This window comes from Stenotrophomonas sp. SKA14 (assembly GCF_000158575.1).
Classification (GTDB): Bacteria; Pseudomonadota; Gammaproteobacteria; order Xanthomonadales; family Xanthomonadaceae; genus Stenotrophomonas; species Stenotrophomonas forensis.
In genome coordinates this window covers 1,495,891-1,514,130 of the sequence record NZ_DS999412.1, presented here as the reverse complement: position 1 = coordinate 1,514,130, position 18,240 = coordinate 1,495,891, and the positions used below count along the sequence as shown (strand labels likewise).

Genomic DNA, 18,240 nt, shown 5'->3' with positions numbered 1-18,240 from the left:
CTTGCCATGAAACTGCACTTCGAGCCCAACCTCGACTACCAGATGCAGGCCATCGAGGCTGTATGCGATCTTTTCCGTGGTCAGGAGGTCTGCCGCACCGAATTCACGGTGACCATGAAATTGCCCGATGACGTGCAGATGTCACTGGGCGTGGCGCAGTCCGACCTTGGCGTTGGCAACCGCTTGACCCTGCTCGATGACGAGCTGCTCAAGAATCTGGCTGACATCCAGTTGCGCGGTGGCTTGCCGCCTTCCAGTTCGCTGACTTCGGGCGACTTCACTGTGGAAATGGAGACCGGCACCGGCAAGACCTATGTGTATCTGCGCTCGATTTTCGAGCTGAACAAACGCTACGGCTTCACCAAGTTCGTGATCGTGGTGCCTTCAGTGGCGATCAAGGAGGGTGTTTATAAAACCCTGCAGATCACCGAGGAACACTTCAAGGGGCTCTACGCGGGCGTACCCTTCGATTACTTCCTATACGACTCCGGTAAGCCGGGGCCGGTGCGCAATTTCGCCACGAGCTCCAACATCCAGATCATGGTGGTGACGGTGGGCGCCATCAACAAGAAGGATGTGAACAACCTCTACAAAGAGAGCGAGAAAACCGGCGGCGAGAAGCCCATCGACCTGATCAAGGCAACCCGGCCGATAATCATCGTGGATGAGCCGCAAAGCGTGGACGGCGGCATGGAAGGCCGTGGCAAGGAAGCACTGGACGCCATGAACCCGCTCTGCACGCTGCGCTACTCCGCTACCCATGTGGACAAGCACCACATGGTATTTCGCCTCGATGCCGTCGATGCCTACGAGCGCAAACTGGTCAAGCAGATCGAGGTGGCGTCGGCCACGGTAGAGGACGCGCACAACAGGCCCTTTGTGCGCCTGGTGAAGGTGGAAAACAAGCGCGGCCGCATCAGCGCCAAGGTCGAGCTAGATAAACAGACCGCCACTGGTGTGCAGCGGGCTGAAGTGACGGTCAGCGACGGCGACGACCTCCAGCAGAGCGCCGATGGCCGCGCGATCTATGCCGATTTTCGCGTCGGCGAGATCAACACGGCCAAGGGCGAAGCGTTCATGGAGCTGCGCTACCCCGGTGGCGAGGTGTTTTTGCAACCTGGCCAAGCCCACGGTGATGTGGATGCGCTTGCCGTGCAACGCGAGATGATCCGCCGCACGATCAAGGAACACCTGGACAAGGAGAAGCACCTGCGCCCGCTGGGCATCAAGGTGTTGAGCCTGTTCTTCATCGACGCGGTGGACAAATATCGTCAGTACGATGCGGACGGCCAGCCGGTCAAGGGTGTGTATGCGCAGATGTTCGAGGAGGAATATCGCCGTGCCGCCAAGTTGCCGGCTTACCAGAGTTTGTTTGCCGAGATCGACCTGGAGTCCGCCGCCGAAGAAGTGCACAACGGTTATTTCTCCATCGACAAGAAAGGCGGCTGGACTGACACCGCCGAGAACAATGCGGGTAACCGGGAGAATGCCGAACGCGCCTACAACCTGATCATGAAGGAGAAGGAGAAGCTGCTGTCCTTCGGTACGCCGCTGAAGTTCATCTTCTCCCACTCCGCCCTCAAGGAAGGCTGGGACAACCCCAACGTGTTCCAGATTTGCACCTTGCGCGACATCCAGACCGAGCGCGAGCGCCGCCAGACCATTGGCCGTGGCCTGCGTCTGTGCGTCAACCAGGATGGCGAGCGGGTACGCGGCTTTGAGGTCAACACCCTGACCGTGGTGGCCACGGAAAACTACGAACAGTTTGCCGAAAACCTGCAGAAGGAAATCGAGAAAGACACAGGCATCCGCTTTGGCATCGTGGAGCAGCACCAATTTGCCGCCATTGCCGTGACTGGCGCTGATGGGCACGCCGCACCGCTGGGCATCGAGCAATCAAAGGCACTGTGGGAGCACCTGAAAGCCGCCGGCCATATAGATGCCAAAGGCAAGGTGCAGGATTCACTGAAAACGGCGCTGAAGAACGGCACCTTGGAACTGCCGGACGAGTTTGATGCGCAAAAGGCCCAGATTGCTGAAGTGCTGCGCAAGGTGTCGGGCCGGCTCGATATCAAAAATGCCGATGAACGCAGGCAAGTGCCGCTGCGCAAGGGCAAGGATGGCAAGGCCGTTTATCTGAGTGACGAGTTCAAGGCACTGTGGGACCGCATCAAGCACCAAACAACGTACCGCGTGCAGTTCGATAACGCCAAGTTGGTGACGGATTGCATCGCAGCGTTGCAGAAGGCCCCGGTGATTGCCAAAGCACGACTGCAATGGCGCAAGGCCGACATCTCTATCGGCAAGGCGGGTGTCGCCGCGACGGAGAAAGCGGGCGCGGCGACCGTGGTGCTGGACGAGGCGGATATTGAGCTGCCGGATTTGCTGACCGACCTTCAGGATCGCACCCAGCTCACCCGGCGCACCATCGTCAGCATCCTGACGGGAAGCGGTCGCCTGAACGACTTCAAACGCAATCCGCAGCAGTTCATCGAATTGACTGCCGAAACCATCAACCGCTGCAAGCGCTTGGCCCTGGTCGATGGCATCAAGTACCAGAAGCTGGGTGACCAGCATGTCTATGCGCAGGAGCTGTTCGAGAAGGAAGAGCTCACCGGCTATCTCAAGAACATGCTGCTGGATACCCAGAAGTCGATCTACGAGCACGTGGTGTACGACTCGACCACTGAGCGGGATTTCGCCGATGGGCTGGAGAAGAACGACGCCATCAAGCTCTACGCCAAGTTGCCAGGCTGGTTCAAAGTGCCCACGCCGCTGGGCACCTACAACCCCGACTGGGCCGTGTTGGTGGAAGAAGACGGCACTCAGCACCTGTATTTTGTGGTGGAAACCAAGAGCAGCCTGTTCACCGACGATATGCGCGACAAGGAAAGCGCCAAGATCGAATGCGGCAAGGCGCATTTCACTGCGCTGGAGGGCGGCGAGAACCCAGCCCGGTATGTGGTTGCGCGCTCGGTTGGTGATCTTTTGACCGAGGCGGCAAAGGGGTAGGTTCTGCCGTCGCGACGGCACGATAAGTTTTCGTCATGCACACGAGCGGACACCGTAGCTTTGAATAAAGGAGTTTTTATATGAGCAATATCCCATTCGACCCGTCGAAATTCACGGCACCGAAAGCGAAGCCTCTACCAGTCGTGCTTCTTCTCGATGTCAGCGGCAGCATGAGCGGAGAGAAAATCCGCAATGTGAATGATGCCGTTCGCGATATGTTGGATACGTTCAGCGACACCGAGAACGGTGAAACTGAAATCCATGTTGCGATCATCACTTTCGGTTCTCAGGTAGCGCTGCATCAGCCGCTTGCCAGCGCCAGCGATATTCATTGGCAGGACCTTTCAGCTGGCGGCATGACTCCGCTTGGCACGGCATTGCAAATGGCCAAAGCGATGATCGAAGACAAAGATGTCATTCCTTCGCGTGCGTATCGTCCAACGGTCGTATTGGTCTCTGATGGTGGGCCTAATGATGCGTGGGAAAAACCTCTGAACGCGTTTATTAGCGACGGACGCTCTGCAAAATGTGACCGTTTGGCAATGGCGATAGGCGCTGATGCTGACGAGGCGGTACTTGGGAAATTTATCGAAGGCACCTCGAATCGCCTCTTCTACGCAGAGAACGCCAAGCAGCTACGTGACTTCTTCAAGTTTGTCACCATGTCGGTGACCATTCGCACGAAGTCACAGACGCCAAATAATGTACCTGAAGCGAGCACCATTGACATCCAGCCGGCCACAATCGAAGCACGCCAGGATAAACAGAACTCTGTGACACAAAGTTCTTCGACAGAAGATGGAGGGTATTGGTAATGGCACAAGCAATCGGCGATCCAGAAGAACTTGAGCGCTTCGCATATTCGTTACAACAATTTATTGATTCGCTCAACGATGCTGTCGGCAATCTTAACGGTGCCTTTGCTTCACTCGGAGACACCTGGCAAGACGAAAAGCGGGCGCGATTTGAGGAGGATTACAACGCGCTCGTTCAGCAGTTGCAACACTTCAACGACAACGCGTCTGAGCAGGTTCCATATCTGGCAGCGCTCGCGGCGCGGCTGCGGGATTATTTGCAAAGCTAAGGGCAGCGAGGTCGCAATGGCACAAGTTTCAATTGGGCAAGTGGAGAATTTGGAAGACCTCGTGCGCGATCTGCAGTCAGTGCGCGAGGCGCTAGAGGCCGCATGCCGCGAACAAATTGCTGTTGCGGAGCAGAAATGCGCAGAGGCTCGTGAAGAAGCGCAGAACAGCGCAAGCATGTTGGAAAGTGCCATCCAGCAGGAGCAAGCCGCCACGCAAAATGTTGACGGCGCTGAGCAAGCGCTCGATAGCAGTCAGAGCTCGCTTTCTTCCGCCGAGTCTGCGCTATCTGCTTGCCTTGCTCAGCCGCACGATGACGATGGACGTTGCCCGGACTGCTCCGGCGAGGACTCTGCCGTGGCTGAAGCAGAAGCCGCTGTTGAGCAGGCTCAGAGCATGCTGGAGCAAGCAAGAGCAGAGCTTGAGGTGGCGAAAGGAGATCGCATATCCATGGAGCAGCGCGTGGATCTTGCGAATCAGGCCGAGGCGATGGCGGAACATACCCTGGAGCAGACCCTACAAGCATGCAATGCGCACTTGGCAACTGTCGATCAGGCGATTGAAGCTGGCACTGCACGCTTGATATCCGCGCAACAAGCACTGGATGCTTATCTCGCGACAAACCCGTCCGCTGCGCAATTCCATGCTTGGTTGAAATGGGACCCTGCCAAAGATGGCCGCCCTGTGACTCCGGATATGTTGCGAGACCGCATGAACCTATCGTCAGAGCAGAGACGATTGCTTCAGGAATATCTTTACGACCGTGATCCAGCGTATCGCAAGCAGGTCGATAAACTTCGGAACCAATGGGTAGCCGCCAAGGGTGATGCAGAGCGAAACATCGTCGCACGTAAGGCACGGATACACCTGAGCGGTGAATTCGGGGAGCAGATAGTTCGGCACGCACTTGCGCCACTTGGCGGCCGGATCGAGACGCAAGGGCGAACCTTTGTGGGCGATAACGGACGCTACACAAAAACAGATTTGATAGTCACTGACTTGCGGGTTCCGGTCATTCTGGGACGTGGTGAGGGCATGGGGGCTCCTGTGGGAGGCTCGATGGCATTCGAAGTGAAATGCGGCAAGGCGGAATACCTCTATTCGCAGAAAGATCACATGATTTTTCAGGCCGAAGGGCACAAGCAAGCAGACGCGCAATGCACTCTTTGCTCACGAGACATCCACGATTTGCCAGAAGAAAAACAGAAAGAACTGCGCGATGCCCTGCGCGAAGCTGGCTCACCGATGGTGGGAATGCTGCCAAGGAAAAATGAAATAGATCAGTCCTGTCTTGATTTCATCCGCCAAAACGAGGAGGAGCAACCATGAAAATACGTTTCGCAATTATTAGCCATGACCTTCTCGCGCAAGTTCGAGCTGAGGTTGATGTTCTCCTGCGTGCAGTCAATGTCGGAAATATGGACGGTGTGGATGCGTCCACCGCACGCCTCTTGGAGCTGACAGTTAATTGCAGATCGATTGAGTTGTCCGAGCAAGAGTGGCGCGCATTTCTAAGCGAACTCAGGGCCAAGAGCCCGGAGTTCGAATCGAGCTACCTTTTGCCTGGGACTATTTGCGCACCCCTGTTTCCCAAAGTCTCGGTAGCTGACCACTATGTTCTCGAACTTCCAATCGATGGTGATATGGAAGAGGAGGAAGCTGATGTTTGATGAGGCTTTTGGAATGGCTGCGATGTGTGCTGGAAAATTTCGCGAGGGAGTGCGTGATACGTTCGGCGCGTCCATTGTTGCCGATGTACTTGATCCGATTCTCAAGGAAGTCGATTCACTCTGCATTTTCAATGCTGCTTTTCAGCAACAATCGCTCGCCATTGATCGAACTTTGAATGACGTTCGCGAGCTTCAATTCAAAGACAGCGGGTGGAATCAATGAGTGGAAGCGCAAAGGATTTTCAGAGCATCATTTCCAAGCTACACAAGGCAGTTGCGGACTATCAAGAAGGTTGTGCGCGCATCGACCGCGAATTCGATACCACCAAAAAAGCATTAAGCGAAGACCAGGAACGCAATCGAAACATAAGGAGGTCGAATTGGCAGGCAGGTTTTTCCAAAGAGTGGGAAAGAAATGCAACTGCTATAGCGAACGCAAGCTCGCAGCTCAGACAACAACAACCTGCCTTCGTGGATTTTTGTGTAGATAAGCCATTGATGGCATCAGAAATTCCAGCAGGTCTTGTGCTTGGCACGGAGCAAGTCTCTTTTGAGAAGCTATCTTGTCAGGCCCCTAAATTCATCTCATTCCCCTTATCCAGTGCTCTTGTTTTTTCACAAGGCGATGCAGAGCAGAAACGCCTCGTGCATTGTCTCTTGTTACGGTTGCTGCAGGCTTTGCCAGTAGGTCAAGTAGAGTTGACACTGATTGACCCCCTGCAGCAGGGGCAATCGGTCGAGCCGTTCCGGCCATTGCTGAAGGTAGAGCAATTGGTGCCGCAAGGTCATGTTCTTACTCGTTCGGATGAAATCGAAGCTGCGCTCGGAAAGCTGACGGACGAAATTGAGGAGTTGATCCAGCAGCGGTTCAATGACAAGGCATCCAACTGGTCGGAATACAACGCGATCAACCCCGGCAATTCATTACCTTACAAGGTGGTGGTGCTTTTTGATGTGCCAGAGCAGATGTCGGAAAAATCTCTCTGGTTTCTTGGCCGCATTTTTGAAAACGGTCCACGCTGCGGCGTGCTGCCCATCGTTGCAATTGATGAGCAGCGCATGGAAGACCGGCGATATGAAAAGCTCAACGCCACGCTGAAAAACTCAACCATGCAACTGAATGATCTGTTGCAACGCGCTGGGGCTGGCGAGCTGTCATTCACATACCAGCCGGAGCAATGGCCGCGACAGGATGTGCTGGATGGCTTTCTCGCAAAGCTCGTTGAAGATTGTGCTGCTAAGACGCGCTTCAAGAAAACGATGCCTGATCTCTGGACGAGCTTCGGCAAGGGTGAGACGACTCTTGCTGGCTTTGATATTCCCATCGGCTGGACGACCACAGGCGACTTCGCTCCCCTGAGACTGGGCGCGACGGACTCCGAGCATCATGTACTGCTTGCGGGGAAGACAGGCTCGGGAAAATCCAATCTGCTCCATGTTTTGATTCACACGTTATGCGAGAAATACCCGACCGAGGAGCTTGATCTTTATCTACTGGATTACAAGGAATCGACTGAGTTCAATATTTACGCAACTCCCCCAGTCCCACAAGCCCGCCTTGTCGCTACGGAAAGTGACCCTGAATATGGCGTCACTGTATTAAGGCATCTTGTGGATGAACTGGAAACGCGTGCACGCATATTCAAGTCAAAAAATGTCAACGATTTCAGCGAATACCGAAAATCAAGCGGGATACGGTTGCCACGCGTCCTGCTAGTCATAGATGAGTTCCAAATTCTGTTCTCAGAAAGTCGCCAGGTGGCAGAAGCTGCTGAGCAGTTGCTGTCGAAGCTCTTGAAACAGGGGCGCTCGTTCGGTATTCACATCCTCCTGGCTACTCAGACTTTGAAAGGCATCAACGCACAGTCAATCGGAAGCATCATCACCCAGTTGGGATGCCGTATTGCACTGGCTTGTGGGCAGGAAGACTCCGCAATGATCCTCGGGGGCGGGAATTGGGCAGCCGCAGAGCTGCGCAGCCCACCTGAAGGCATCATCAACAATGCTAATGGTGCCAAATCCGGCAATGTGAAGTTCATGATTCCATTCGCCGGAGAAAGTGAGCATCGACGTGATTTGTTGACGAAGTTGATAGCGCGTACATCTCTTTCTGGGGTGGCTGAAAAAACCAAAATCTTCAGCGGTGCATTCCTTCCGCAGATACCGTCTCCCTTTGAATATCAGACAGCTTGTGCGCATGAAGAAGCTCTTCTTTTGGGCGAAAACCTCGCATTCGATTCAAAACCGTTGACGGTATCACTTACTCGTCGATCCGCGTTCAATGTTCTATTCAGCGGCTACAATGACCACATTCACGATGGACTCCTGTCCGCTACGCTTTTTAGTCTGACTTTCGTCGATGGCTTTGATGAAATCGTGTACTTCAACGCGCGCGGGATCCCCCCAGGAGGAGGATTCTCAGCCGCAGCGCAGATGCTCGGTGCACGCCTCAAGATATTCGACGATATATCCGAGCTACCACTTCAAGCGATATCAGACGATATTGGGAATCGCCGCGTAGCATTGATTATCGATGGCCTGGATTCCGAGAAAGTACTACAGCCAGCCCCAGCGTTTAGATCGCCCAAGCCTGGCGAACCACCTACCCCGGCTGACTTGTTAAAGCGTCTCGCCGAGGACGGCCCAAGAAAGGGGACGTTTGTATTTATTTTTGTTGACCGTTGGCAGCGCTGTGCCAGTGCCTGCAAAGACCTTTTCTCCTTTTTCGAATTGCGCGTGGCGTACTGCATGAATGAAGACGATGCCGGATCGCTTGTGAGTGGCGGTGTTGGTAAGTTCAAAGGTATTGAAAAACCGAGCCGAGCTGTATTCGTAAACAAAATGACGAATGACATCACATGGTTCCGGCCATATGTTCAGGAAAGCACTCAATGAAGAGATTTCTGCTCACGTGGTATGGAATCACCGATTTTCGCGCGTCTCTGGGGTTTGAGAATACCGACGGCCCTATTGCGAGCGCCCTTGCGGGCGCGTCCTACTCGGACATCATTATCCTGGGTTACACCCGGACGGATAATGATGCCAGCGAATTGATCGAGGCACAGAAGACGTTCACGCTTGAATTGGCGTCAATACGAAGCATGGGGCAAGAGAAAGACTGGAAGCTTACTAATCAGTTTGTCTCCAGGTTCGCCAATACCTCTGTCGCACATGAACATTTTGAAGCCTGGCTGAAAAAGAAAGCCGCCGCCCTGGGCTGCAACGCAAGGATCCGTTTAAATAGCGAGAAACTTTACCAGCTCAACGACACCGAAGGTATTTACGCTAGCGCAATGCGGGCACTGGATGGGGTTGAACAGGAGCCAGGTGAAAAGCTCGTCACGCTCTATCTCAGCCCAGGAACTCCGGTGATGGCCTTTGTCTGGGCGCTCGCGGCGCTGAGCTACCCTGAGCTCAAAAAAAGACTCATAGCATCGTCCATCATTGGCAAAGCACCTGAAGTCATAGCGTTGCCTGCTGAGTGGCTTGAGCGACACAGCTCAAAACAGGCTGCGATCCGAGGCATCTCCAACGGGTTCGATGTGACATTCCATCTTTTTGGTGAGCAACGGATGCCTGCCTTGTTGAGCATCCGGCAATTTGAGTCGGCGCATCACATTTTTGTCAACTCAAAAGACTTCCCTGCTGCATGTATGCAAACCTTTATTGGCTCTCGGGACCTGCATGAACTTACCGTTGACCCCTGGGATGATCGCGCTGTTCACGAACAAATCACCGAGCTGGCAAAGCAATTTCCAGAAAAAACACGAATTGGAATCAATTTAACTGGCGGCACAAAATTGATGTTTGCTGGCGCGCTCTCTGCTGCACGTGAACTGGGCGCTGTTCCGTTTTATTTTGACAGCAAGAATCGTCGCGTCATATTCATTGACAGTGTTCGGCGCGAAAAAATCAGGCAGATTGATTCAATCGAGACATTTTTGCACCTGAATAGCGATGGTTTGGAGATTGCAGGCAGTTCCTTCATGAAGGATATATCGCCAAGTCGCCAACTTCTGACCGAGACCCTTTGGCTGCATCGTGACAAGGTGCGTAGATTTTATAGAGAACTGACCGACTATAACAATGCATTCAGGCCATTCGAGATTTGTCGTGACGGCTTCAATTTCAAGCTGGATGACATGGAGGCAGTATCCGTCCAGGGCTACGGATTAGATCTGAGATTTGAGAAATGGCCTGATTTCGCCAAATACCTATCTGGCGGCTGGTTCGAGGAGTTTGTTTATTTGCAGTGCAAACCCTACGAGGATGCTGGAGTCATTCAAGACTTGCGCATCAATGTCAAGCTGAACTTGAATTTAGAAGAGTCAAAAGGCTATTCGAGCTTCGGTGTTGAATACAACGAGCTGGACATCACATTCACCGACGGTTATTCGCTTTATATCGTGGAATGCAAGGCGGGCAATGTAACGCAAGAGCAGATTATGAAGCTGCAGAACCTTGTGCGCTTCTACGGAGGAATTGAAGGTCGCGGTATCGTTGCCTGCTGTGTTCTCCCAAATACTGAGTCGGTCAAGAAAAAAATAAAAGATGCCAGGCTGATGCTTTGGAGTGGTGCATCATTTTCTGAGCAGATAACGGCAATGATGAACAGCATCACTGAGCGGGCTGAAGCGAGTGAGGCAACGCCATGATGCTCCATTTGGTTTGCGACATCTCCGGCAGCATGAGTGAAGGAGGCAAGCCCTTCATCCTGCGAACCTTGGCCACGACCGTGGCGCAATGGGTGCGGCATGGGTATGGACAGGCGGAAATCCGCCTTTGTGCTTGGAGCAGCGAGGCACGCAGCATCCCGAACTGGAGCGTCACGGACGATCTCCCGGTGGAAATGCTGGTTTGCCATGGAAGCACCAATGGCGAGGCGCTGGTTCAACTGTTGGGTAGCGAGCCGGATGGAAAGGTTCTGATTCTCACGGATGGATTCTGGACAAGAGACGGCGTGAAGACTCTGAGCCGCTGGCAGGAAGGCCTACCGCCGGATACGCTGCGCGTCATCCAAATCGGCGCGGATGCCAACCCGCATCTTTCCAAGGGGCTCAAAGGCGCAAAGGTGTTTGCCGCAGAAGAAGTGCTCGCCGTACTCGATAACTGGCTGCAGGCGGATGAGGAATGGGCATGACGCTTTGGAAAAGTTTTGGGGCAAGCGTTCGCGGCCCGAGCCATATCGCCGAAGGTTTGCCAAATCAGGATGCATGGGCGAAGTTTCACCATGTTTGGGGTGATGGCATCGTCGTGTCCGACGGGGTTGGCTCCAAGCCCTTCTCCAGCTTCGGCAGCCATGCTGCCTGTCTCGCCGTCGAGTTCGCAGCCCGGGCTTGTTGCACCAGTGGTGAAATCGAACACAACGCGCTGTTTAGCAACATCCAAGCTAACTGGCTGAGGCTTGTCGCTCCGCTGGAACCTCGCGATTGCGCGGCCACCTGTCTTTTCGCACTACGCCTGGATGGCGTAATCCACCTAGGGATGCTTGGCGACGGACTTGCCGCTATTGCCAAGTCCGATGGATCAGTCGTTTCGCTGTCGGAAAACAAGACACAAGGCTTCTCCAATATCACCATTGCGCTGTCCTCCAAGGTCTCCGCCAAAGACTGGCAGTATTTGTCGCTGCCGGGGGAGCAGTGCATCGCAGTATTGCTCTGCACTGATGGGGTGGCTGACGATTTGGATAACGCTGACGGGTTTGTGAGCAGTTTCGCCGAAACGCATCGAACCCTCGCGCCGGTAAGTGCCAACCGGCGCATCCACGAGATGCTCGAAAACTGGCCCACGCCCAAGCACAGCGACGATAAAACCCTCGCCTGCCTGTGCAGTGAGGAGGTTGCAGATGAGTAACGCCGAACACCAGGCTCTGAAGCCACTTGTGGATGAATACGACAATGTTCATCAGATGGCCGATGAGCTTGCGCGCGGTGGACAAGGCGTGGTCTATCGCACCAAGGATGCGGATTTGGCCGTCAAGCAGCCGCTGGACGCAGCCGGCCAGCCGGACAAAAACGCCAATCTGCGCGAGCGCTTCCAGCACGTCCGCCTGTTGCCCATACCACGGCGCATCCCCGTTTCCCTGCCACTCGCCATCCTGCGCGACGAGCCGGGCTATGTGATGCGTCTGTTGAGCGGCATGAAGCCCTTCGCCAGTTTCGATTTGGACGGCAGAAGCAAAAAGAAGCTGGAAGATCAAAGCCAAGCCTTGCCCCAATGGCTGACGAAGATTCCTGACAAGGACCTGGCGCTGCGACTGCTGCATTACGCACAAACTGGCTCCACCCGCCGCCGTTCGCTCGCGCTTGCCAAGTGCGCTGCCATCCTCGCCCGCCTGCACAGCGCGGGACTGGTCTATGGCGACATTTCCACCAACAACGCTTTCATTGGCGAAGACGACACCACCGATGTCTGGCTCATAGATGCCGACAATATGCGCCTGGAGTTACCCAGCGGCGGCGTGTCCGTCTATACGCCGGGCTACGGTGCACCGGAGGTAGTGCTGGGCCGTGACCAATCCCGCCCGCGAACCGACTGCTGGGCTTTCGCTGTGATGACATTCAAGCTACTGGCGCTTTGCCACCCTTTCATTGGCAAGAAAGTACTGGAGCCCGAAGATGAAGAAGACGGCTGGGATGCCGACCCTGCGCCCAATGGCACTGCCACCGATCTGAACGAACAGGCATTCGCTGGTTTCTTGCCTTTCGTGGATGACGAAGATGACGATTCCAACGAAGGAGTTGGAGGCCTGCCCCGTGTATTAGTCGCAACAGAAGGATTACGCCGCCTGTTTCAGGAAACTTTCGGTGCAGGACGTGAACTGCCGCACCGCCGCCCGACAATGGCGTTCTGGATATTGGAGCTTGCGAGGGCGGCGGATCAGTCGCTGGATTGCCTCGAATGTGGCATGAGCCATTTCGCCGATGAATACGCGCAATGCCCGTATTGTGGCGCGGCGCGCCCGGCTTTCATTCGCGTCAAAACGCCACGTTGGGAAATCCTGATTCCTGGTGGTGCCACGGAGTTCAGATTGCCGCAGCGGCTTTTTCACCCGTTTTCATTCGAGTATTTCGATAACACAGCATACGAAGCCATGCTGAACTTCGCGGCCAAAACCGCAGTCCCCGTGCGGGGCACGCTGCCTTTCCCGGACAACCTCACCTTTGAGTTCGTGGAGGCCTGCAAATGAAGTTTCAGGACATTCCTGTCAACATCATAACTGTCCGCATCAAGCGGTCTGACAATGTCGAAGCCCTGCAAGAGCAGCCAGTATTCTCGGTAGAGGCCAGCCTATCCCGCGCAGATGAATTTGAAATCCGCCTGAGAGACGCGGTTGTTTTCGTTCGCCCCGTCGCGGCTGTTGACATCCGCCGCCTCAACGCTGAACTTGCCAGTGGGCGTTCCCTGCTTGCACAACTTGAAAACCCTGCCGCCGATGGCAGCATCGAGCTGAAGATCGGTTTTTTCACTGGCGTCTGCCTGGAAATGGGCGATGTTGAAATCGGTGTGGATGAGTATGTGCAAGAAAAGATGCGGACGAAGGGCGAGGCACTTTACAAGAGGCTGGGCGAACTTTGCTGCTTCCAACTGGGAAACGACGCATTTTTCTTCCTGACTGCTGGCCCGGCGATTGATGAAGAACTGAAACCTGTCGGCGAGGACACGCCACGCGATGCAGCTGCGGAGCCGACCCGAATAAACGCTTTCTGTGTTACTGGCGAAGGTATCCGCTTCATTGCCACCGAAAAAGCAATGCCAGGCGGCCAAACCATCTACATCGCCACACGCATAACCAGGACCAAAAAAGAACCCGACCGCGCCCTGCGCCTCGCCAAAGGCCGGCTGCGTTTTGCCGATTGGACACAAGCAGGGCAAGTGCAAACTCTTGCCAAAGCGCAAATGCGCGCTCTTACCCAAGACGACAACAGCTACCTGAAAAAGTGGGATGAATTTGGTGACATGGAGGGCGAATTGCTGCTCAAGCAAGCGCGCGAAGTGGGGGCTTTACAATTCACAGAGATGGCTCAGGAGCGGGATGGAACCGTCACGGTTCGCATTTCACAGGCACTTGACTCTGCATTGAAAGCGCTGGGGAACGGTGCCGTACCTGAAGTCGAGTTGGTGGATGAACTGCCGGACTATTTGAAAGATGAACGCTTGAGCTTCAAGGATTTTGCAAGTGGAATTGAGCAAGCGGAGAAGATCAAGCAGGGCGACGGAAATCGCGAGCAACGTGAAGGAAAGACCTACCTTGATGTCGTCGGGTTTGACCAGGAAACCCGTGTACTTACGCTCAAAATCGAGGCTCTGCCCAAGGAATCCGGCACGCTCATCCTGTCGCTGGCCGGTGAAACCACCCAGATCAAACGGCGTATGGCGGCCCGTCAAGCCATTCTGGAAGGCCGTTCCGCCAATCCACAGCTTGGGCTATTGATTGAGGAACAGGGGCAAATCACACAAGTCCGCCCGCCGCAAAAAGTCCAGTCACTCACCGCATTCGTTCGCAACAAGGTCTTTCGCAATCCGCCAACCGTCATGCAGGAAAGGGCTATTGAGGTTGCGCTGAATACGCCAGATCTCGCGCTTATTCAGGGGCCGCCGGGAACGGGAAAAACCACCGTCATCGCCGCCATTCTGGAGCGGCTGAACGAGATGGCCGACAAGCGCGGCGCGAACATCAAAGGCCAAGTGCTGCTGACCGGCTTTCAGCACGATGCGGTGGAAAACATGATCGAGCGGCTCTCGCTCAACAGCCTGCCCGTGCCGAAATTCGGCAAACGGTCTGGCGCGACGGAAGACGATCTCAGCACCTTCGAGCGCAATCTTGAAGCCTGGTGCAGCTCGCTTGCCACCGAACTGCGCGAGCGCAATCCCCAGATTGCGGAAGCCGAGCAGGAGCGGGAAATAAAAAACCTGTGCCTGCAATATGTCCAAGCCCCGTCACGCGCGCTCGCCGCCAACCTTGCTGGGAAAATCACAGCGCTCGGCAGTGTAATTCTTGGCGAAGACGGCGCTCGGCGGTCGGCGAATTTGGCGAAAAAGCTCGCGCACGAGGAAAACCTCAACGATGGCTCCACCCAATGGCTTGATGCAGCGCGCCGTCTGCGTGTTCGCCATGAAAGCTTTTCTGACGACGGGCCAGAAAGGGCGATGGACGCACTGGATGACCTGCGTGATGTGCTTGAAGAAGACGAACGCAAACTGCTGGACAAAGCCAGTCTGTGGCGCAATGAAGATGGCCCAGCGCCATTTTTGGACAACCTGGTCGCGTTGAAAAAGAGGCTCTTCGCCCGGTTCACCGCTCCACCGATTTTTCGCGTGGAAAAGCAGAACGACGCAGTGCTTGCATTGGCAGAATTCGCCATACAACGCATCAAAAACGCCGAGTATTCGGCTAAGGATAAAAAATCTGCTGCGCTGGCCGAGTTTCTGGCCGAACTGGAAGGCAACCCCTATGGCATGGTAGATGCCCTGTCCGAATACAGTTTTGCCTTTGCCGCCACCAGCCAACAGAGCGTCAATCGTGATATGCAAAAGCGCAAAGGGCTTGTCGGGCGCGACGTCAATGAAAACCAGAAAGGCATGGAATACGAATATGTCATCGTGGATGAAGCCGCTCGCGTTTCACCCCGCGACCTGATGGTTCCGATGGCGCAAGGCAAGCGCATCATTCTGGTGGGCGACCATCGGCAGTTGCCGCATATCATTGATGAGGAGGTAGCACGCCAAATGGAGGCTGGCGAGGCAGCATCGGCCGACGAACCGGCACAGAATGAAACTGACTGGCTCAAGAAATCCATGTTCCAGTATCTGTTCGCCACCCGCTTGAAAACGCTGGAAGACGGCGACGGTATCTCCCGCCGTGTCACGCTCGACAAGCAGTATCGGATGCACCCACTGCTCGGCAGCTTTATCAGCCGCAATTTTTATGAACGCTTCGATCCGACGGAACAATTCGGCTCTGGACGGCCTGAAAGCGATTTCGCCCACAACCTGCCCGGCATAAACGGTAAACCTGCTGTGTGGCTGGACGTGCCAGCGGCGAAAGGCAGACACCAGCGCAGCGGAACCAGTTGGACGCGCCCGGCAGAGGCCACCGTTATTGCCCGCCAATTGCAGGCGTGGATGAGTTCAGATGCAGGCAAAGACCTCTCGTTCGGCGTGATTTCGTTCTACAAGGCGCAGGCCGAACTCATCAAGAGACAACTCGGCAGCATCGCGGACGACGAGAGAAAACTCCGCGTCGGCACGGTGGACTCATTCCAGGGCATGGAGTTCGATGTCGTCTTCCTCTCAATGGTGCGAACCTTGCCGCATAACTGGAAATCCAAGAGCGATGACCGTGAAAAGCAGGCCACAGGGTTGTTCGGACACCTTTGCCTTTACAACCGCCTGAATGTCTCGATGAGTCGTCAGAAGAAGCTACTGGTGGTCGTTGGCGATACGGGTTTGCTGCAAAGTGAACTCGCGGCGGACTTTGTGCCGGGACTGGTGGATTTCCTTCGACTATGCCGCGAGCAAGGAGTGGTGCTGCCATGCTGAAGCTCCTTGATTACGGTAAACCTGCCCCCTTCGGAGGGATCATCGGCAGGCCTCGCCACCTCGCGTGGCCGGTGAACGTATACCGCGTGACCTTGCCCAGAGTTCTTGACGATGGCGATGGCTTGAACGCATTTGAACGCGTCATCCTGAAACTGCTTGAAACTGTCGGCTTGATGAACGCCGATGCGCTGGCGGATGAAACCCGCATTCCAGTCGATTTGGTCAAGAGCGTTCTGCTCCGTTTGCAAGACAAGGACTTGATTGACGACCACCATGCCATCATTGAGCGGGAGCGCGAAGAAGAATGTGCCCCGGCATTCGTTACCGCGCTTTTGTTCCGCGAACTCGCCACTGGAAAAATTCTGCCCTTCCTGCATTGGCTGGACGACAGAAACCCCATGCGGAAAAAGGAAAACGAGGACAAAGACTTCCGGATAATCCGCTGGGATGGTGTCCAAAGAAAAGCGATACCCGCGCCGCGTGATGTAATCAGAACTTTGCGCGCAATGAAAAAGCGCTCGTCTGCGTTCGGCAAGGACACCAAGATGCCCGTAGTCCAGCAGATCACGATAGTTGCCGAGCCCGACCTGCTTCACCTTGACTGCCCTATCGCCATCCAGAAAAGCGATGGCGAATTCCGCATCGCCGACCCATTCGGCAACGGTTTTTCCTTGATTCTCGAAAAATCGTTCGAACAGTTGCTTGAGCAGGAGGAAAGCCTGACCACGTGGCTGCATGGTTGGAAGCAGTCATTGAGCACTCCTCGTCCAGAAAAGCAGGATGCCACGGTCAAAGAGCCGTTCGACAACGATGCCAACCGGCAACGCTACCCGAAGCTCGTCGCCAATTTGCGCCCCTTGCGGAATAGCCCGTTCCGCTCCATCGCCCAAATCCATGCCGCAATCGAATGGGCGCTGTTCTATACCTGCTGCCGCAGACCGGTTGATTCCGTTATTGCAAGGCTGAAATTCACTACGCAAGACCAACACGCAGCCCTGCTTGAGCAGGCCGCGAAAGCCCTCGGTCTTGAGCAGCCGCCGATTGGCTTCAGGCCGATTCGGGAAGGTAAGCTGCGGGAATTTGAGGACGGCGGCGCGTTCCAAGAGACGGTTCTTGCCATAGCTTTGCTTCAAGCGCAAGACGACGCTTTGCATCCCTTGCGCCGTGTTGCGGCCGCGTATTCAGACCTCATCACTCGCCTGTTCGCTATCAACGCCAAACGCAACGAGAAGGGCCACGGCAAGGGCGGCGCAGACGCACCGCAGCAGGCACTAACTGACGATTCGTTCATGCGCGAAGTCGTTCATGCGCTTGTGCCAGGCATCGTGTTTACCGACACGCCTCCTACCGCGCCAGACAAGGACGAGCAGGGTGATGCACTGCTGGATGCCCGCACTAGCATTCAGGAGGAGTTCGGCCACCAGTTGTTCAACCGCCTGGGCGCAAACTTGCAAGACCGGCTGGTTCACGCGGAACGTTTTTTCCAGTCTTGCCATGACGGGGATGACGCTTTGGCCTATGTCCGCGACCTTTATGCCGCAATCCAGTCATCATTTGAGAGAGCTTTGACAGGCAGGCTGCCGTCCGATACCAGTGACGCGCAGCTCAAAGACACGGCTGAACGCAAGGCTGTTGAGGCTGGTTTCTGCGAAGGCTTGTCGGAGAGCCTGCGAACCGTCAAAACATCGGCTGTGCGCCAGGCATTGCAAGGCGGCAGCCAAACGCTCGGGGCTTGCGTTCTTGCATGGCTGCTGGTGAGCGATGCTGATGAACTTGCCGCAATTCATGACACGCAGCCGTCCTTGATCGGCGATATGGCAAACCTTATCGCTCGGCGTGGGCATGGCAACGAGCCGCTGCCATTGCCCAAAGAGAACATCGCACAGCTTCGCAAAGCTGCTTTCACAACTATCAGAACACTTATGGAATCTTGA

Annotated in this window: 13 protein-coding genes; all 13 read left to right on the top strand. The window is 55.1% G+C overall.

Features of this window, described 5'->3' with window-relative positions; translation table 11 throughout:
* Positions 1-6 precede the first annotated feature (6 nt).
* Positions 7-3,012, top strand: coding sequence for a DEAD/DEAH box helicase family protein (locus SSKA14_RS06940; protein WP_008266576.1), 3,006 nt, complete (start codon positions 7-9; stop codon positions 3,010-3,012).
* Positions 3,013-3,092: 80 nt separating this feature from the next.
* Entirely contained in the window at positions 3,093-3,827 is a 735-nt protein-coding gene (locus SSKA14_RS06935) for a VWA domain-containing protein (RefSeq protein ID WP_012206007.1), read from the top strand.
* A complete protein-coding gene (locus SSKA14_RS06930) occupies positions 3,827-4,096 on the top strand; it encodes a WXG100 family type VII secretion target (RefSeq protein ID WP_012206006.1) in 270 nt (89 codons plus the stop codon). The genes SSKA14_RS06935 and SSKA14_RS06930 overlap by 1 nt, the downstream gene beginning before the upstream one ends.
* A 16-nt stretch (positions 4,097-4,112) precedes the next feature.
* Complete coding sequence (locus SSKA14_RS06925; RefSeq protein WP_040007204.1) at positions 4,113-5,423, top strand: hypothetical protein; 1,311 nt, start codon at positions 4,113-4,115, stop codon at positions 5,421-5,423.
* Complete coding sequence (locus SSKA14_RS23305; RefSeq protein ID WP_033940875.1) at positions 5,420-5,764, top strand: hypothetical protein; 345 nt, start codon at positions 5,420-5,422, stop codon at positions 5,762-5,764. The genes SSKA14_RS06925 and SSKA14_RS23305 overlap by 4 nt, the downstream gene beginning before the upstream one ends.
* Positions 5,757-5,987: a hypothetical protein gene (locus tag SSKA14_RS06920; protein WP_031757235.1), complete on the top strand. Its 231-nt coding sequence runs from the start codon at positions 5,757-5,759 to the stop codon at positions 5,985-5,987. The genes SSKA14_RS23305 and SSKA14_RS06920 overlap by 8 nt, the downstream gene beginning before the upstream one ends.
* Positions 5,984-8,659, top strand: coding sequence for an FtsK/SpoIIIE domain-containing protein (locus tag SSKA14_RS06915; protein ID WP_008268248.1), 2,676 nt, complete (start codon positions 5,984-5,986; stop codon positions 8,657-8,659). The genes SSKA14_RS06920 and SSKA14_RS06915 overlap by 4 nt, the downstream gene beginning before the upstream one ends.
* Positions 8,656-10,419, top strand: a complete 1,764-nt coding sequence (locus SSKA14_RS06910; RefSeq protein WP_023124775.1) for a DUF1887 family CARF protein — start codon at positions 8,656-8,658, stop codon at positions 10,417-10,419. Before SSKA14_RS06915 ends, SSKA14_RS06910 begins: the two co-directional genes overlap by 4 nt.
* Positions 10,416-10,904 (top strand): hypothetical protein, encoded by a 489-nt coding sequence (locus tag SSKA14_RS06905; protein WP_023124774.1) that lies wholly within the window; start codon positions 10,416-10,418, stop codon positions 10,902-10,904. Before SSKA14_RS06910 ends, SSKA14_RS06905 begins: the two co-directional genes overlap by 4 nt.
* Positions 10,895-11,617, top strand: a complete 723-nt coding sequence (locus tag SSKA14_RS06900) for a PP2C family serine/threonine-protein phosphatase (RefSeq protein ID WP_232281369.1) — start codon at positions 10,895-10,897, stop codon at positions 11,615-11,617. The genes SSKA14_RS06905 and SSKA14_RS06900 overlap by 10 nt, the downstream gene beginning before the upstream one ends.
* Positions 11,610-12,953, top strand: a complete 1,344-nt coding sequence (locus SSKA14_RS06895; RefSeq protein WP_014603592.1) for a serine/threonine protein kinase — start codon at positions 11,610-11,612, stop codon at positions 12,951-12,953. The genes SSKA14_RS06900 and SSKA14_RS06895 overlap by 8 nt, the downstream gene beginning before the upstream one ends.
* Positions 12,950-16,306 (top strand): ATP-binding protein, encoded by a 3,357-nt coding sequence (locus SSKA14_RS06890; protein ID WP_008266894.1) that lies wholly within the window; start codon positions 12,950-12,952, stop codon positions 16,304-16,306. Before SSKA14_RS06895 ends, SSKA14_RS06890 begins: the two co-directional genes overlap by 4 nt.
* Positions 16,300-18,240 carry a hypothetical protein gene (locus SSKA14_RS06885; RefSeq protein ID WP_023124772.1) on the top strand — a complete coding sequence of 647 codons (1,941 nt, stop codon included), beginning with the start codon at positions 16,300-16,302 and terminating at the stop codon, positions 18,238-18,240. The genes SSKA14_RS06890 and SSKA14_RS06885 overlap by 7 nt, the downstream gene beginning before the upstream one ends.

Bases quoted from the DNA above. Each gene is read 5' to 3' on its own strand.
- SSKA14_RS06925 (WP_040007204.1), top strand. From the start codon at position 4,113: ATGGCACAAGTTTCAATTGGGCAAGTGGAGAATTTGGAAGACCTCGTG.
- SSKA14_RS06900 (WP_232281369.1), top strand. From the start codon at position 10,895: ATGGGCATGACGCTTTGGAAAAGTTTTGGGGCAAGCGTTCGCGGCCCG.
- SSKA14_RS06910 (WP_023124775.1), top strand. From the start codon at position 8,656: ATGAAGAGATTTCTGCTCACGTGGTATGGAATCACCGATTTTCGCGCG.
- SSKA14_RS06895 (WP_014603592.1), top strand. From the start codon at position 11,610: ATGAGTAACGCCGAACACCAGGCTCTGAAGCCACTTGTGGATGAATAC.
- SSKA14_RS23305 (WP_033940875.1), top strand. From the start codon at position 5,420: ATGAAAATACGTTTCGCAATTATTAGCCATGACCTTCTCGCGCAAGTT.
- SSKA14_RS06935 (WP_012206007.1), top strand. From the start codon at position 3,093: ATGAGCAATATCCCATTCGACCCGTCGAAATTCACGGCACCGAAAGCG.
- SSKA14_RS06905 (WP_023124774.1), top strand. From the start codon at position 10,416: ATGATGCTCCATTTGGTTTGCGACATCTCCGGCAGCATGAGTGAAGGA.
- SSKA14_RS06890 (WP_008266894.1), top strand. From the start codon at position 12,950: ATGAAGTTTCAGGACATTCCTGTCAACATCATAACTGTCCGCATCAAG.
- SSKA14_RS06920 (WP_031757235.1), top strand. From the start codon at position 5,757: ATGTTTGATGAGGCTTTTGGAATGGCTGCGATGTGTGCTGGAAAATTT.
- SSKA14_RS06940 (WP_008266576.1), top strand. From the start codon at position 7: ATGAAACTGCACTTCGAGCCCAACCTCGACTACCAGATGCAGGCCATC.
- SSKA14_RS06885 (WP_023124772.1), top strand. From the start codon at position 16,300: ATGCTGAAGCTCCTTGATTACGGTAAACCTGCCCCCTTCGGAGGGATC.
- SSKA14_RS06915 (WP_008268248.1), top strand. From the start codon at position 5,984: ATGAGTGGAAGCGCAAAGGATTTTCAGAGCATCATTTCCAAGCTACAC.
- SSKA14_RS06930 (WP_012206006.1), top strand. From the start codon at position 3,827: ATGGCACAAGCAATCGGCGATCCAGAAGAACTTGAGCGCTTCGCATAT.